Genomic DNA, 14643 nt, shown 5'->3' with positions numbered 1-14643 from the left:
CTACCGCGGCGCGGTCGGGTCGTGCTCGAGCGCCTCGATGGTGTCGGGGTGCAGCAGGCCGGCCAGCACGATCCCCGCACACAGCACCAGGCCGATCGTCACCGGCAGGTGCTCGCGCAGGTTCCACGCGAGCCCCAGGGCGATCAACTGGGTGAGCAGCACCGGACCGCGTGCCCAACCACTCCGGCGAAACAGTCCCCAGCCTGCGGCCATCAGCACGACGGCGTACACGAGCAGGAAGCCAGCCGTCGACAACCCCAGAGCCACCCGTTCGGAGTCCACACTCGCGAACTCGAGGACCGCAAGACAGAGCAGCACAATGCCCTCGACTCCGACCAGCGACGCCGCTACGGTCAGTGGCGGCGGGTTCTGGGCGGGCTCCACGGGGCTCTCGGTCACAAGTTTCAGCCTAGTTGCACGCTCAGCAGCACCCTTTGTGACCCATCCGACCACCCGAATTGCTTGATTAGTGAGCGATTCCTTGGAAGCCTTGCAGAAGCGATCGTGAAACCGTTCACTTTTGCGGTTTCACGTATGCCCGCAGCCGGGCCACCAGCACGTAGGAAAGAAGGCATCTCCACCCATGGATTGGCGACACGTCTCCGCATGCCTCGATGAGGATCCGGAGCTGTTCTTCCCGATCGGCAACACCGGCCCAGCCATCCTCCAGATCGAGGAGGCCAAGGCCGTGTGCCGGCGCTGCGACGTGCGCGAGCAATGTCTCGCGTGGGCGCTCGAGGCGGGACAGGACCACGGTGTCTGGGGTGGCCTCAGTGAGGACGAGCGTCGCGCGCTGAAGCGCCGCAACGCCCGCGCCCGCGTCCGCACGCCTGTCTGATCATTTGGCGCGCTGCCGCGCGGCGAGCGCGTCACTCCACGGGGAGGCTGATGCCTGCCCGGGTGCCACCGTCGACGCTGTGTCCCAGCGTCAGGTGTCCCCCGAGTTCGGACTCGACCAGGGTGCGCACGATCGACAGCCCCAGGCTGGTCGCGGCGTCCAGGTCGAAGCCGTCGGGCAAACCGCGGCCGTCGTCCTCGACGGTGACGTCGAGAATCGCTCCGTGCCGTTCGGCCCGCAGCACGATCTCGCCCTCGTCACCGTCGGCGTAGCCGTGCTCGGCCGCGTTCTGCATCAACTCCATGACCACCATCGCCAGCGGCGTGGCGATCTCGGAGTCGAGGACGCCGAAGCTGCCCTCGCGGCGGACCTGCACCTTCGCGGCGGTCGACCCGACGTCGATCACCAGCCGCGCCAGCCGGTCGGCGATGTCGTCGAAGGCGACGGTCTCCTCGACCGCCTGGCTCAGGGTCTCGTGGACGATCGCGATCGAGCCGACGCGTCGTACGGCCTCCTCGAGGGCTGCCGCGGCCTCCGGTGACTCGATCCGGCGCGCCTGGAGGCGCAGCAGGGCGGCGACGGTCTGCAGGTTGTTCTTCACCCGGTGGTGGATCTCCCGGATGGTGGCGTCCTTGGTGATGAGTTCGCGGTCACGGCGGCGCAGGTCGGTGACGTCGCGCAGCAGGATCATCCCGCCGATGTGCTCGCCCTTGGGGCGCAGCGGGATCGAGCGCACGATGAGCGAAACGCCGTCTCCGGGGCCGCCGGCGGACCCGAGCTCGGTGTCGCGATGGGCGCGCCCGCCGAGCACAGCACTCAGCGTCTCCTCGTCGGGCCGCTTCTTGGGCGGGACCAGGTCGCGGGTCAGGTCCGTCAGCAGCTGCCCGGTCAGGTCACCGATCAGGCCCAGCTTGCGAAACACCGACAGTCCGTTCGGGCTGGCGTAGACGACCCGGCCCTCGGCGTCGACGCGCAGGAACCCGTCGCCGACCCGGGGCGAGTCCGCGTGGTCACTGCGCTGGCCGGCGCTGGGGAACAGTCCGGCCGCGATCATGCTGGCGAGATCGGAGGCCGTCTGGAGGTAGTTGATCTCGAGCAGGCTGGGGGTACGGACGCCGAGCAGGTTCGTGTTGCGACTGATCACGGCGATGACCCGACCCTCGCGGCGCACCGGGATCGCCTCGACCCGCACCGGCACCTCGTCGCGCCACTCCGGGTCACCCTCGCGCGCGATCCGGCCGAGCTCGTAGGCGGTGTCGACGAGGGTACGACGACCGGCCGGCAGGAAGGTGCCGACGATGTCGTCGACGTACGCCGTCGGGCCGGTGGTGGGGCGCATCTGGTCCCCCGCCCAGAACCCCTTTCCCTGGCGGTCCGGGAGCCACATGACCAGGTCGGCGAAGGACAGATCGGCGATCACCTGCCAGTCGGCCTGGATCAGTTGCAGCCACGCGACATCGGCGGCGTCGAGGTCCGTATGACGCCGTGCAATCGCAGACAGGGAGGGCACGCGAGCAAACGTAACGGACCGGCCGTCGACTCCTTCACCCCCTTTGGCACAATGACCCCGGGGGATTCGGTTCGGGCTGGTCCGTGGAGGGTTTTTCTTTGATGGCGTCGGTGGACTGGTCAGGTCTCCAACGAGGCCTCCGCAACGGTGAACGCACGCCGCCCGCGGAGCATCGGCTTGCCGACCTCACAGCCGACCTCACCCGGATGCTGGGTGATCCGGACCCGCAGGTCCGCGACGGCCTGGCCTACCCGCTCCTTGCCACCTGGACCGAGCACGGCGTCTACGACGACCTGCTGGCCGCTCTGGGTGACGGCATGTGTGCCGGCCTGGAGGTCGGGTTGGGCGAGCGCGACACCGATTCGGTGTTCCGCCGCAGCTTCTCCGCGCTGGTGCTCGGCGAGTGCATCGACCGCGACACCCGCGTCCGCCGCCAGCCGCCCACCCGGATCCTGCAGTGGGGCGACCGGCTCGCCGCCTGGTACCTCCGTGAGCAGGACCTGCGTGGCTTCGTGCCCGGCAAGGGCTGGGCGCATGCGGCCGCCAACGGAGCCGATGCCCTCGGCGCGCTGGCCCGGTCGCCGTACTTCGGCTCCACCGAGCTGACCGTGCTCCTCGACATCATCGCCGACCGGGTCCTCTCCCCCGGCACCCCGCTGCTGGTCCACGGTGAGCCGGACCGGATCGCCTACGCGGTGCTCGAGATCCTGCGCCGCGACCGCGTCCCGCTGGCCGTCGTCGAGCCCTGGGTGCGCCGCATCGAGGCCGGGGCGACCGATCGTGCGTCGCGCAGCCGCGACCCGTACCTCGCCAGCGGCAACGCACAGGCCGTCCTGCGGGCGCTCTACCTCCAGCTCACGATCTCGCCGCGCCACCCCGCGATCCGCCCGGACCTGCTGCTCACGCTCGTCGACTCGCTGCGCCGGATCCACCCCGCGTTCCTCGCCTGATTCCGCAGCGCGCTGGCTAGGGTGCGGGGGTGACCTCCACTCCCCCGGAATCCGCACCCACCGAACTCACCGGCCACGCCGGTGAACTCGCCGTCGCCGTCGCCCAGGCCCACGGCGTCTCCACGATGTTCACCCTGTCGGGCGCCCACGTCTTCCCGATGTACGACGGCGCCGTGAAGTCCCAGGCTGAGGGGGCCGTGGGCCCGCCGGTGTCGATCCTCGACGTGCGGCACGAACAGACCGCCGCCTTCGCCGCAGAAGCCACCGGCAAGCTCACCCGGGTTCCCGGGCTGGCCGTGCTCACCGCCGGCCCCGGCGTCACCAACGGGGTCAGCGCGATGGCCCAGGCGAACTTCGCCGGGTCCCCGATGGTTGTCGTCGGGGGCCGCGCTCCCAACAACCGCTGGGGCACCGGCGCGCTGCAGGAGATCGACCACCTGCCGATCGTCACGCCGGTGACGAAGCACGCCGCGACACTGATGACCGCGAACGACGTCGCCGCCGGGTTCGACACCGCCTTCGCGCTGGCCCGGTCGTCCCACCGCGGACCGACCTACGTCGACGTGCCGATGGACGAGTTCTTCAACGTCGGCTCGGGATCGGTCCCGAGCATCGTCAACTACCGCGGCGCGGAGCCCGACAGCGACGCCATCGGGCGGATCGCGGCGTTGATCGCCCGCGCCGAGCGGCCGGTACTGGTGCTCGGCACCGACGTGTGGGCCGACTTCGCCGAGGAGGCCGCGCTGCGCCTGGTCGAGGAGATGGGCCTGCCCGCCATCACCAACGGCATGGGGCGTGGCGTGATCCCCGGCGGCCACCGCCTGCTCGTCACGAAGGCCCGCGGCGCGGCGCTCGGTGGGGCCGACCTGGTCGTGGTGGTCGGGACGCCGCTGGACTTCCGGCTCGGGTACGGCGTGTTCGGTGGCAAGGACGGAGCGGAACCCGCGGCCGTCGTACACATTGCCGACTCGGCGGACCAACTGTCGCGCCACGCCCCGCTGGCCGACTCGGTGGCCGGCGACCTCAGTTCGGTGTTCGACGGCCTGCTGACGGCGCTCGCGGGCTCCTCGCGGAAGGACGGGTCGGCGTGGGTCTCCTCGCTCCAGGACACTGCGGCCGCCGCAGCAGCCAGGGATGCCGGACTCCTCGGTGCAGAGGCCGACCCGATCCATCCGGCGCGGATCTACGGCGAGCTGGTCCCCCGACTGGCCGACGACGCCGTGGTCATCGGCGACGGCGGCGACTTCGTGTCGTTCGCCGGCAAGTTCGTCGAGCCGAAGCGGCCGGGCTGCTGGCTCGACCCCGGACCCTACGGCTGCCTGGGCGCCGGTCTGGGTGCAGCCATCGGCGCCCGCGTCGCGCGGCCATCCGCCCAGGTGGTGCTGCTCCTGGGGGACGGCGCTGCCGGCTTCTCACTGATGGACGTCGACACCCTGGTCCGGCACAACCTGCCCGTCGTGATGGTGATGGGCAACAACTCCGCGTGGGGCCTGGAGAAGGGGCCCATGCAGATGCTCTACGGGTACGACGTCGCTGCCGACCTCGCGCCGCGGACGGCGTACGACCAGGTCGTCTCCTCGCTCGGTGGCGCCGGGGAGACGGTCACCGACCCCCGTCAGATCGGGCCCGCCATGGATCGTGCATTCGCTGCCAATGCGCCGTACCTCATCAACGTGATCACCGACGTCAACGCGGCCTACCCGCGCACCACGTTCGGGATCTGAGGTGAGCGAGGCACGCCAGACGTTCGTCGTGACCGAGGCCGACACGGCTGCGGCCGTGGGCTCGGGGAGCCTGCCCGTGCTCGGGACGCCGCGCCTTCTGGCGTGGTGCGAGGCAGTGACCTGCAGCGCCCTCGAGAGCGCGCTCGGCGACGGCGAGACCAGCGTGGGCACGCGCATCGAGCTCGAGCACCTGGTCGCAACACCCGTCGGCGGCTCGGTCGAGGTGACGGCGCGGATCGTCCACAGCGACGGCCGGTTGCGGCGCTTCGCTGTCGCGGCGCGCAACCTCAGCGCAGCCGGGCGTCCCGGCAAACTGGCCGGTTCCGGTGAGGTGACCCGCGTGGTCGTCGACGCCGAGCGCTTCCTGGCCCGCGTCACCGGCTGACCGGAACAAGTTCCCGACCCGGATTGCGGTCCGGGACGGGTGACCTGAGAGACTGGGTCGATCTCGACCTCAGGAGGAACCATGGGCAAGACCGGACGCAAGCGCCGCTCCCGCCGCAAGAAGGGCGCGAACCACGGCAAGCGCCCCAACTGCTGACACGTCAGCGAGCGCCCGAACCCCCCGACCTCCCTGGTCCGGGGGTTCGTCGTTTTTGGGGCACCTCAGCGGGAGACGTGACCTAGTCCAACTGGACTAAGTCCGATACTATGAATGTCATGACGACGGTCAACATCCACGAGGCGAAGACGCATCTCTCCCGGCTGCTCGAACGGGTCGAGGCAGGCGAGCAGATCACCATCGCGCGCGCGGGGAAACCCGTGGCCGACCTCGTGCCGCACGCACGGGTGGACCTGGTCTTCGGAGCCCTGGCTGACCGGATCGACTACGACTCCGACCATTTCGACGACACCGATCCGACACTCAACGACCTCTTCGGTGTCTCGTGAAACGACTCCTGCTCGACACCCATGTGCTCCTGTGGCTACTGGACGACAATCCGCGCCTCGGCACCGCGGCGCGGCACCGCATCGCCACGAGCCCATCGGTGCTGGTGTCCTCAGCGAGCACCTGGGAGATCGCCATCAAGTCGTCCCTCGGGAAGCTGAGCGTTCCGAATGACCTCAGCGACGCGATCGTGGCCTCGGGACTCCACGACCTCCCCGTCACCCGGGCCCACACCCTGGCCTCCGACATCACGGCACTTCCCCACCGCGATCCATTCGACGCCCTCCTGGTAGCCCAGGCCCGGATCGAACGCGCGTCGCTGCTGACGGCCGACACCAAGATCCTCGACGCATGCGAGGACGCGATCGACGCACGGGTGTGACGTCGACGAACCCCTATTCCGGGCGCGGGAACTGCGCGCGCATCGCCAGGTCCCAGCCGCGATCGCCCAGCACCTTGCGGGCAGCCATCGCTGCCGGCGCCGAGATGGTCACGGTGTAGCGCGGCTTCGGGTGGGCCTTGGTCAGCGCCTTCTCGATCACCTTCGCCACCGCCTCGGGCGGGCCACCGAACTTCGCCATCGGACCGTTGTAGACGTCGCTGGTGGAGGACTGGACCAGTTCGTTGAACTTCGCGTACGGCCCGTCACCGGTCGGCATCCCGGCGGCGACGGCTGCCTCGAAGTTGGTCGTGATCAACCCGGGCTCGATGAGGACGACCTTGACGCCGAAGCCGCCGACCTCGAAGCGGAGCGCGTCGGAGAGGGCTTCGACGGCGTACTTGCTCGCGTGGTAGGCGCCGCCGCCCGGGAAGGTGAGCTTGCCGCCCATCGAGCCGATGTTCACGATCCGCCCCGAGCCCTGTTCACGCATGGAGGGCAGCACCAGTTGGGTGAGCCGGATCAGGCCGAAGACGTTCGTCTCGAACTGCCGTCGTACGTCGTCGACGTCGAGCGACTCGAGGGCGCCGGACTGGGAGTAGCCGGCGTTGTTGACCAGGGCGTCGATCCGGCCGGCACCGGCCAGGACCGTGTCGACGGCGGTCACCATCGACGCCTCGTCGGTGACGTCGAGGGCCAGCGTGTGGCAGCCGGCCGCCTCGAGGTCCGCGAGGACCTCGGGTCGACGCGCGGTGGCCCACACGTCCCAGCCGTTGGCAGCGAGACGGGCCGCGGTCGCAGCACCGATACCGGAGGAGCAGCCGGTGATGAGGACAGAGTTCACGTCCAGATCTTGCCGCAGATCCCGGCTTCTGGTCAGGCTCCGGTGATGCGGACCTGGATCTCCTGGATCTGGATCCGGACCCGCGCACGCAAGTCGTCGGGTGCCGTCTCGCCACACGAGCGGGCGACCAGGGTCTTGACCGTGCGCTGCAGGTCGTAGCGCTCCAGACAGGGGCTGCAGGAGTCGATGTGGGCGCGCACGATCGTGCAGTCGCCGGGCTCGAGCTCGTTGTCGATCAGCCGGACGATCCGCTCCAGGAAGTCGGCACACTCGGCGTTGGTCGGGTCGTCCCCGTGCGCGTGCTCGTGGCTGTGCGCGTGCTCGTCGTTCATCGCTGACCTCCCTCGACCGGAGCGTCGCCGCCGGTGCGGACGTAGTCGGAGAGCATGTCGCGGAGCTGGCGCCGACCGCGGTGGAGGCGGGACATCACCGTCCCGATCGGCGTTTCCATGATCTCGGCGATCTCCTTGTAGGCGAATCCCTCGACGTCGGCGAGGTAGACCGCGAGCCGGAACTCCTCCGGCAGTCGCTGCAGTGCGTCCTTGACCTGGCTGTCGGGAAGGTGCTCGAGCGCCTCCATCTCGGCCGACTTGAGGCCGGTGGAGGTGTGCGACTCCGCACGGGCGAGCTGCCAGTCCTCGACGTCACCGGTGTCGCCAGCAAAAGCCTGCTGCGGCTGGCGCTGCTTCTTCCGGTAGGTGTTGATGAACGTGTTGGTCAGGATCCGGTAGAGCCACGCCTTGAGGTTCGTGCCCGGCCGGAACTGGTGGAAAGCGGAGAACGCCTTCGCGAAGGTCTCCTGGACGAGGTCCTCGGCGTCGGACGGGTTGCGGGTCATCCGCATGGCGGCGCCGTACAACTGGTCCAGGAAGGGCAGCGCGTCCCGCTCGAAGCGGGCCGCGCGGTCCTCGGGGGTCTCGGTCGCGACGTCGACCTCGGCACCGGTGTCGAGGTCGGTGTCGAGGGAGGGCAGGTCAGAAGTCTCGGTCATCGCACCCCAGCCTAGAGGTTGCCCAACGGGCATGCCCTCGGTCGGGCGTTCCAGAGTCGCGATCATGTGAGCGGAACGCTTCAGACAGGGGCGGCATTCCCCACAATTTCACGGACGATCCATTCGAGCGTGGACTCGACCACGATCGCCATGGCGTCCTCCTCCGAGACCGGCCCGCTCTTCGGCACCTTGAGCCCGTGATCTGCGCCAGGCACAACGGCCAGATCGGCGTTGGCAGGCAACGGGTCGGGGAACTCTTCGGGACGGCCCATCGGGTCGCGTTCACCCTGGACGATCAGCATCGGGACCCCGGCACCGGTGAGCTCGCTGAGCCGGGACTTCTCGGGCTTGCCCGGCGGGTGCAGCGGGAACGACAGGGCCAGCACTCCGCTCGCGCCGAGCCCCCTGGCCGTGCGGGCGGCCGAGCGGGCCCCGGCCGAGCGACCACCGACCACCAGTGGGGTGCGGACCCGCAGGGCGTTGGCCGCGGCCCGGAGCCCGACGTCGAGGGTCGCCGGCGGCGTGGCCACCTTCCTGCCCGCCCGACGCCACGGCTGCTCGAAGCGCACGACGTTGATGCCCTGCCCGGGAAGCTGGGTCGCCAGAGCGACCAGGTCGCGGGCCTCGATCCCGCCGCCGGCACCGTGGCTGAGCAGGAGGGTCACCATGGGACGGCGGGCGCGGTGCATGACGATCCGGCCTTCGCCGTACTCGGTCGGGATCAGTCGTTCCTCGGTCACAGCAGCGTCTCCTGGCCGTCGTCGGGATCGGCGAGCGCGAGCGGCGCCACCAGTTCGGGGCCGTTGTTGCGGACGTTGCCCACCGCCGCCGAGACCGGGTACGCCGTCAGGCCGGCCTGCTGCGCGGGGGTGAGCAGGCTCGACAGATCCGCGACGGTGCGCCGCGGGTCGAGCCACTCGGCGCGGCTTGCCCGGTCGACCAGCAGCGGCATCCGGTCGTGGATCCGACCGAGTTCGTCGGTCGCCTCGGTGGTGAGCACCGTGCAGGTCCAGCGGAACCGGTCCTCGGCGTCCTCGGGCTTCGACGGGTCGCGCCAGATCTCGTAGAGGCCGGCCATCGCCAGGACGCCGCTGTCGTCGGGGTGAATGAAGAAGGGCTGCTTCTGCGGCTTGCCCTTCGCATCGGGCTGATCCAGGACGTACCACTCGTAGTAGCCGTCGGCCGGCAGGATGCAGCGGCGGGAAGCGAACGCCTTGCGGAAGGCAGGCTTCTCGGCCACCGTCTCCACCCGGGCGTTGATCATCCGGCTGCCGATCTTCTCGTCCTTGGCCCAGGACGGCACCAGGCCCCAGCGCAGCGCGCGCAGCTGCCGCACGGGATCGCCCTCGCGGTCCGGGTCGTCGTCGGTGCGCGGCGTGCGCTCCATGATCGCGTGGACCGGGTCGGTGGGCGCGATGTTCCACGACGGCGGCACGACCGCGCTTTCGAGGCGCGGGTCGAGCACCTCGAACTCCTCGACCAGGTCCTCCGGACTGCGACTGGAGGCGTAGCGCCCGCACATGCGGGCCAATCTATCCGGCCGCACCCCCGTGTGCTGCGACGGATGTCGGGTACGGAAGGCCATGGCTCTCACTCGATTGATCGCCCGACCGCTGCTCTCGTCGTACTTCCTGGCGAACGGGACGCAGGACCTCACCGACGCCCCGGCTCGCGCCAAGGACGTCGCGCCTCTCGCCGACATGCTGGCGCCCGCGCTCGCCAACGCGACGCCGGACTCGGTGCGCGTACCCACAGACCCGGTGACGTGGGTACGAATCAGTGGCGCCATCCAGCTCGCCGCCGGCCTCTCGCTCGCCGCCGGCAAGATGCCGCGCCTCTCCGCCGCCGTACTCGGCGCGACCCTGGTGCCGTCCACCGCCGCCCACCTGCGGTTCTGGGAAGCCGGCGACTCCGCCGACCGCAAGGCGCAGATCGTCCAGTTCACCCGGAACGCCTCACTGGCCGGCGGCCTCCTGATCGCGGCCTTCGACACGGCCGGCAAGCCCGGGCTGGCCTGGCGCGCCCACCACGCCGCCCACGACGCACGCCGCGAAGCCGCGCTGGTGACCTCGAAGGTGAAGGCACGCGTGCACTAGCGGTGGAGTGCTCCTGCACGCTCGAGCGTCACTAGACTGCACGGGACATGACCACGCCCTTGCCGCCTGCCGACCCCTGGCCCGCTCCCACCGCCAGCGCGCCGCTGCACGCGACGGTCGCGCTGCCCGGGAGCAAGTCGCTCACCAACCGCGCACTGATCCTGGCCGCGCTGGCCGATGGCCCCTCCGTCGTACGACGGGCGCTGCGCTCGCGCGACACCCTGCTGATGGCGCAGGCGCTGACCTCGGTGGGGGCCACCGTCGACACGTCCGGCGACGACTGGGTGGTGACGCCACTCGACGGCTCGGTGCCCGGTGATCGTGCCGTTGTGGACTGCGGGCTGGCCGGGACCGTGATGCGGTTCGTGCCGCCGGTCGCCGCTCTGGTGCGCGGCGAGGTCGCCTTCGACGGCGACGCCCACATGCGCAACCGTCCGGTGGGCGAAGTGCTCTCCGCGCTCGAAGCCCTCGGCATCTCCCTCGACTCCTCCGTGGGTACGCCCGGCGCGCTGCCCTTCACGATCGCGGGCACCGGCGCGGTGCCCGGTGGCACCGTCGTCATCGACGCGTCGGCCTCCTCCCAGTTCGTTTCCGCGCTGCTGCTGGCGGGTGCGCGGTTCGACGCGGGCGTCGACGTACGCCACGACGGCAAGCCGATCCCGTCGCTCCCCCACATCGAGATGACGATCGCGATGCTGCGCGACCGCGGTGTCGCCGTGGACGACGGCGACGCCAACCGCTGGGCCGTGGCGCCGGGTCCGATCGCAGCGCACGACGAGGCGATCGAACCCGACCTGTCGAACGCCGCACCGTTCCTCGCCCTGGCTGCCGTCTCCGGTGGTTCGGTGACGGTGCGGGACTGGCCGCTGGCGACCACGCAGGCCGGCGACGCCCTGCGCGACCTGCTCACCCGGATGGGCTGCGACGTCGCGTTCGGCGACGACGGCCTCACCGTGACCGGCCCCGAGGGCGGCCACCGCGGCCTGCTCGGGCTCGAGGCGGACCTGCACGACGTGGGCGAACTCGCTCCGGCGATCGCCGCCCTCTGCGCACTGGCGTCGACGCCTTCTCATCTCACCGGCATCGCCCACATCCGTGGCCACGAGACCGACCGGCTCGCGGCGCTTGCGACGGAACTCGGCGCCCTCGGCGCGGCCGTCATCGAGCACCCCGACGGGCTCTCGATCAAGCCCGCTCCCCTGTCGGGCGGCGTCTTCCACACCTACGCCGACCACCGGATGGCGCACGCGGGCGTGATCATCGGCGCCGCCGTTCCGGGCGTGCTCGTCGAGAACGTTGCGACCACGAGCAAGACCTTCCCCGACTTCGCCGCCTTCTGGTCCGGCCTCTTCTCCCCCGGCCGCCTCTCTTCCGGTCCGGTCTGATGGCGCGCTACACCGACCACGACGTCGAGCACTACGAACGTCCCCGGAAGCGCACCCGCCCCCGCACCAAGGACCGCCCCGCCCACGACGACGCCGTCGACGGCGTCGTCGTCACCGTCGACCGCGGCCGCTACACCCTGCTGATCGGCGACGCCGTCGTCACGGCGATGAAGGCCCGCCCACTCGGCCGCAAAGGCGTCGTCACCGGTGACCGCGTACGCGTCGTGGGCGACGTGTCGGGCGTCGACGGCTCACTGGCCCGGATCGTGGAGGTCACACCGCGTACGACCGTCCTTCGTCGTACGGCGGACGACGACGACCCCGTCGAGCGGGTCCTGGTCTCCAACGCCAGCCAACTGGTCGTGGTCACCGCACTCGCCGACCCCGAGCCGCGCACCGGCCTGATCGACCGCGCCCTCGTGGCGGCGTACGACGCCGGGCTGTCGCCGTTGCTCTGTCTCACCAAGTCCGACCTGGCCGACCCCGAGGTCCTGCTGTCGACGTACCGCTCGCTCGGCGTGCCCTGGGTGGTCACCCAGCGCGGACCGGACCGCACCATCCTGGGCCTGGAGGCCGTGCAGGAACGGCTGGCCGGCGAAGTCAGCGTCCTGGTCGGCCACAGCGGCGTCGGCAAGTCGACCCTGGTCAACGCGTTGGTGCCGGACGCGCACCGGAAGATCGGACACGTGAACGCCGTCACCGGCCGCGGCCGGCACACGTCGACCTCGGCCGTCCTGCTGCCGTTGCCGGACGACTGGGCCGGCGGCGGCTGGATCATCGACACCCCGGGCATCCGCTCGTTCGGGCTGGCGCACGTGAAGCCCGAGACGCTCATCGAAGCGTTTCCCGACCTCGACGAGATGACCGAGGACTGCCCGCGCGGCTGCACGCACGGCGAGGACGAACCCGAGTGCGGGCTGGACGTCGCGATCACCGACGGTGCGGCCGACCCGGACCGGGTGACGTCGTTCCGGCGGCTCCTCGCGGCCCGCTCGGTCACCGACTACTAGCGCGACTTGGGGCCTGTGACCGCCGAGTTGGGGTTTGCGACCGCCGAGTTGTGACTTGTCGACCGCGTCGACGTACAGAAACCCCAAGTCGCGCGTCACAAACCCCAACTCGCGCGCAAGAAACCCCAAGTCGCGCTAGGAGTCGATCTTCCAGGTGGCCTGGGCACCGGCGTCGCCGGTGAGGAAGACCAGTACGCCCGTGGCGAGGGCGGCCAGGACGGTCAGCGCCGTCAGCACGGTGCGGACGGTGCCGGTGCGGGTGTGGAACCAGGCCGACACGAACGCCAGGGCAGCGAAGACGGTGACCCCGATGCGCAGCTTCTCCGCCCACTCCTCGTGGTCCTCGATCCGCTCGGCCAGAGTTCCGGTCACCGCACCGAACCGTTCGTCGCGCAGGTCCTCGCCGGAGAAGAACGCAACCCAGATGCTGACCAGCGAGATGGCCGCGAGGACGACCAGCGGCCAGCGCAGGCGGTCGCGCCAGGACGGGACCGCGTAGGCCAGCGCCGCCAGTACGGCGAGCGGCGTGAACACGACAGCGGAATGGACGACGAGCGGGTGCAAGGGAACGCCGTTGATCTCCATGGTTGAAGAGTGCACCACCGCACCACACCGGATCCAGACCCACGCCGTAGGGTGCCCCTGTGGCCGCCCCTGATTACACCGACGACCTGCGACTGGCGCACCTGCTCGCCGACGACGCGGACTCGCTCACCATGGCCCGGTTCCGCGCGCTGGACCTGCACGTGATGAGCAAGCCCGACCTCACTCCCGTGACCGACGCCGACCAGGCCGTCGAGGAGTCGATTCGTCGTACTCTCTCCAAGGCGCGCAGCCGCGACGCCATCACCGGCGAGGAGCAGGGCACCTCGGGCCACTCACAGCGCCGCTGGATCATCGACCCGATCGACGGCACCAAGAACTACGTCCGCGGCGTCCCCGTCTGGGCCACCCTGATCTCGCTGGTCGTCGACGACGAGGTCGTCCTGGGCGTCGTATCGGCTCCGGCGCTCCAGCGCCGCTGGTGGGCGTCCACCGGCAACGGCGCGTGGACCGGCAAGGGCCTGATGAAGGCCACCGAGTGTCGCGTCTCCGACATCCGGCGCCTCGAGGACGCCTCGCTGTCCTACTCCTCCATCACCGGCTGGGAGAACCGCGGCATCGGCGACGACCTGCTCACACTGATGCGCCGCGTCTGGCGGACGCGTGCGTACGGCGACTTCTGGTCCTACATGCTGCTCGCCGAGGGCGCCGTCGACATCGCCGCCGAGCCCGAACTCGAGGTATATGACATGGCCGCGCTCGACATCATCGTGCGCGAGGCCGGCGGCCGGTTCACGTCCCTGGACGGTGCCGACGGGCCCTGGGGCGGCAACGCGCTGGCCAGCAACGGACACCTCCACGAGGCGGCGCTGTCGTTCCTCGGGAGCGTCACCGACGAGCGCACCGACCCCGACTGGCCGACCTCCGGACCGGGCAGCGTTTCCGACCTCCGGGCACATCGGCACCGTCTCACTGACGAAGACCGTGACGAGCCCGACCGCTGACGAGTAGCGTGGGTCACATGCGCATCAGCGACGTGCTCCAGTCGAAGTCACTCCGTGACGTGGTCACCATCCGCCCGGACGCGGGCGTCCGCGAGTTGCTCGCGACGCTCGCGGAGAACAACATCGGAGCAGTGGTCGTCAGTGCCGACGGCACGTCCCTCGACGGGATCGTGTCCGAACGGGACGTCGTGCGGACGCTGCACAGCGACGGCACGGTCATCAACGCCGTGGTCTCCTCGATCATGACGCCGCAGGTGAAGACCTGCTCCCCCGAGGACGAACTCGACGTCGTCATGCAGATCATGACCGACGGCCGCTTCCGGCACATCCCGGTCATCTCGGACGGCCAGGTCGTCGGGATCGTCAGCATCGGCGACATGGTCAAGCAGAAGATCGACCAGTTGCAGTTCGAGCGGGACCAGCTCGACAGCTACGTCCACCAGGGGTAGCGGCACACTTCCAGCAGCGGCTCACCGGGTT

Annotated in this window: 19 protein-coding genes; 11 read left to right on the top strand and 8 right to left on the bottom strand. The window is 70.3% G+C overall.

Annotated features, from left to right (window positions below; all coding sequences use genetic code 11):
• On the bottom strand, positions 1 to 399 hold the full coding sequence (locus HRC28_RS11760; RefSeq protein WP_182380251.1) for a hypothetical protein: 399 nt from the start codon (positions 397 to 399) through the stop codon (positions 1 to 3).
• A gap of 184 nt (positions 400 to 583) precedes the next feature.
• Here HRC28_RS11760 and HRC28_RS11755 point away from each other — a divergent pair, with 184 nt between their 5' ends.
• The gene (locus HRC28_RS11755; protein WP_056706341.1) at positions 584 to 838 is read left to right on the top strand and encodes a WhiB family transcriptional regulator; all 255 of its coding nucleotides are present in this window, start codon (positions 584 to 586) and stop codon (positions 836 to 838) included.
• 31 nt (positions 839 to 869) lie between these two features.
• Here HRC28_RS11755 and HRC28_RS11750 read toward each other — a convergent pair whose 3' ends face one another.
• Positions 870 to 2348, bottom strand: coding sequence for a PAS domain-containing sensor histidine kinase (locus HRC28_RS11750; protein WP_182380250.1), 1479 nt, complete (start codon positions 2346 to 2348; stop codon positions 870 to 872).
• Positions 2349 to 2449: 101 nt separating this feature from the next.
• Here HRC28_RS11750 and HRC28_RS11745 point away from each other — a divergent pair, with 101 nt between their 5' ends.
• From HRC28_RS11745 to HRC28_RS11725, 5 genes are all read left to right on the top strand, one after another.
• Positions 2450 to 3298, top strand: coding sequence for a DUF2785 domain-containing protein (locus tag HRC28_RS11745; protein ID WP_182380249.1), 849 nt, complete (start codon positions 2450 to 2452; stop codon positions 3296 to 3298).
• 29 nt (positions 3299 to 3327) lie between these two features.
• A complete protein-coding gene (locus HRC28_RS11740; protein WP_182380248.1) occupies positions 3328 to 5022 on the top strand; it encodes an acetolactate synthase in 1695 nt (564 codons plus the stop codon).
• A 1-nt stretch (position 5023) separates the two neighbouring features.
• Positions 5024 to 5407, top strand: coding sequence for a hotdog domain-containing protein (locus HRC28_RS11735; protein ID WP_182380247.1), 384 nt, complete (start codon positions 5024 to 5026; stop codon positions 5405 to 5407).
• Between the two features lie 275 nt (positions 5408 to 5682).
• Entirely contained in the window at positions 5683 to 5913 is a 231-nt protein-coding gene (locus tag HRC28_RS11730; RefSeq protein WP_182380246.1) for a type II toxin-antitoxin system Phd/YefM family antitoxin, read from the top strand.
• Positions 5910 to 6293 (top strand): type II toxin-antitoxin system VapC family toxin, encoded by a 384-nt coding sequence (locus tag HRC28_RS11725; protein WP_182380245.1) that lies wholly within the window; start codon positions 5910 to 5912, stop codon positions 6291 to 6293. Before HRC28_RS11730 ends, HRC28_RS11725 begins: the two co-directional genes overlap by 4 nt.
• A gap of 13 nt (positions 6294 to 6306) precedes the next feature.
• Here the strand turns inward: HRC28_RS11725 and HRC28_RS11720 are convergent, their stop codons facing one another.
• The 5 genes from HRC28_RS11720 to HRC28_RS11700 all read right to left on the bottom strand — a co-directional run bounded on the left by HRC28_RS11720 (position 6307) and on the right by HRC28_RS11700 (position 9647).
• Positions 6307 to 7134, bottom strand: a complete 828-nt coding sequence (locus tag HRC28_RS11720; RefSeq protein WP_182380244.1) for an SDR family NAD(P)-dependent oxidoreductase — start codon at positions 7132 to 7134, stop codon at positions 6307 to 6309.
• A gap of 32 nt (positions 7135 to 7166) precedes the next feature.
• Complete coding sequence (gene rsrA / locus HRC28_RS11715; RefSeq protein WP_182380243.1) at positions 7167 to 7466, bottom strand: mycothiol system anti-sigma-R factor; 300 nt, start codon at positions 7464 to 7466, stop codon at positions 7167 to 7169.
• Positions 7463 to 8125: a sigma-70 family RNA polymerase sigma factor gene (locus HRC28_RS11710; RefSeq protein WP_182380242.1), complete on the bottom strand. Its 663-nt coding sequence runs from the start codon at positions 8123 to 8125 to the stop codon at positions 7463 to 7465. The genes rsrA and HRC28_RS11710 overlap by 4 nt, the downstream gene beginning before the upstream one ends.
• Positions 8126 to 8205: 80 nt before the next feature.
• Entirely contained in the window at positions 8206 to 8865 is a 660-nt protein-coding gene (locus HRC28_RS11705) for an alpha/beta family hydrolase (RefSeq protein WP_237111804.1), read from the bottom strand.
• Positions 8862 to 9647 (bottom strand): SOS response-associated peptidase, encoded by a 786-nt coding sequence (locus HRC28_RS11700; protein WP_182380241.1) that lies wholly within the window; start codon positions 9645 to 9647, stop codon positions 8862 to 8864. The genes HRC28_RS11705 and HRC28_RS11700 overlap by 4 nt, the downstream gene beginning before the upstream one ends.
• Positions 9648 to 9708: 61 nt before the next feature.
• On the opposite strand from HRC28_RS11700, the gene HRC28_RS11695 reads away from it, so the two are divergent.
• Genes HRC28_RS11695 through rsgA form a run of 3 tightly spaced genes read left to right on the top strand, consistent with a single transcriptional unit; the run spans position 9709 to position 12616 of the window.
• Positions 9709 to 10221, top strand: a complete 513-nt coding sequence (locus HRC28_RS11695; RefSeq protein WP_182380240.1) for a DoxX family protein — start codon at positions 9709 to 9711, stop codon at positions 10219 to 10221.
• Positions 10222 to 10268: 47 nt separating this feature from the next.
• Positions 10269 to 11606, top strand: coding sequence for a 3-phosphoshikimate 1-carboxyvinyltransferase (gene aroA, locus HRC28_RS11690; protein ID WP_182380239.1), 1338 nt, complete (start codon positions 10269 to 10271; stop codon positions 11604 to 11606).
• Entirely contained in the window at positions 11606 to 12616 is a 1011-nt protein-coding gene (gene rsgA / locus HRC28_RS11685; RefSeq protein ID WP_182380238.1) for a ribosome small subunit-dependent GTPase A, read from the top strand. The genes aroA and rsgA overlap by 1 nt, the downstream gene beginning before the upstream one ends.
• A 135-nt stretch (positions 12617 to 12751) precedes the next feature.
• On the opposite strand, the gene HRC28_RS11680 is transcribed toward rsgA, so the two are convergent.
• Positions 12752 to 13201 (bottom strand): DUF2231 domain-containing protein, encoded by a 450-nt coding sequence (locus tag HRC28_RS11680; RefSeq protein WP_182380237.1) that lies wholly within the window; start codon positions 13199 to 13201, stop codon positions 12752 to 12754.
• A 59-nt stretch (positions 13202 to 13260) separates the two neighbouring features.
• Here HRC28_RS11680 and HRC28_RS11675 point away from each other — a divergent pair, with 59 nt between their 5' ends.
• Complete coding sequence (locus tag HRC28_RS11675; RefSeq protein WP_182380236.1) at positions 13261 to 14163, top strand: inositol monophosphatase family protein; 903 nt, start codon at positions 13261 to 13263, stop codon at positions 14161 to 14163.
• Between the two features lie 17 nt (positions 14164 to 14180).
• Positions 14181 to 14612 (top strand): CBS domain-containing protein, encoded by a 432-nt coding sequence (locus HRC28_RS11670; protein ID WP_182380235.1) that lies wholly within the window; start codon positions 14181 to 14183, stop codon positions 14610 to 14612.
• Positions 14613 to 14643: the final 31 nt, after the last annotated feature.

The organism is Nocardioides sp. WS12 (genome assembly GCF_014108865.1).
GTDB lineage: Bacteria > Actinomycetota > Actinomycetes > Propionibacteriales > Nocardioidaceae > Nocardioides.
This window is presented reverse-complemented; position numbering and strand designations above follow the sequence as displayed.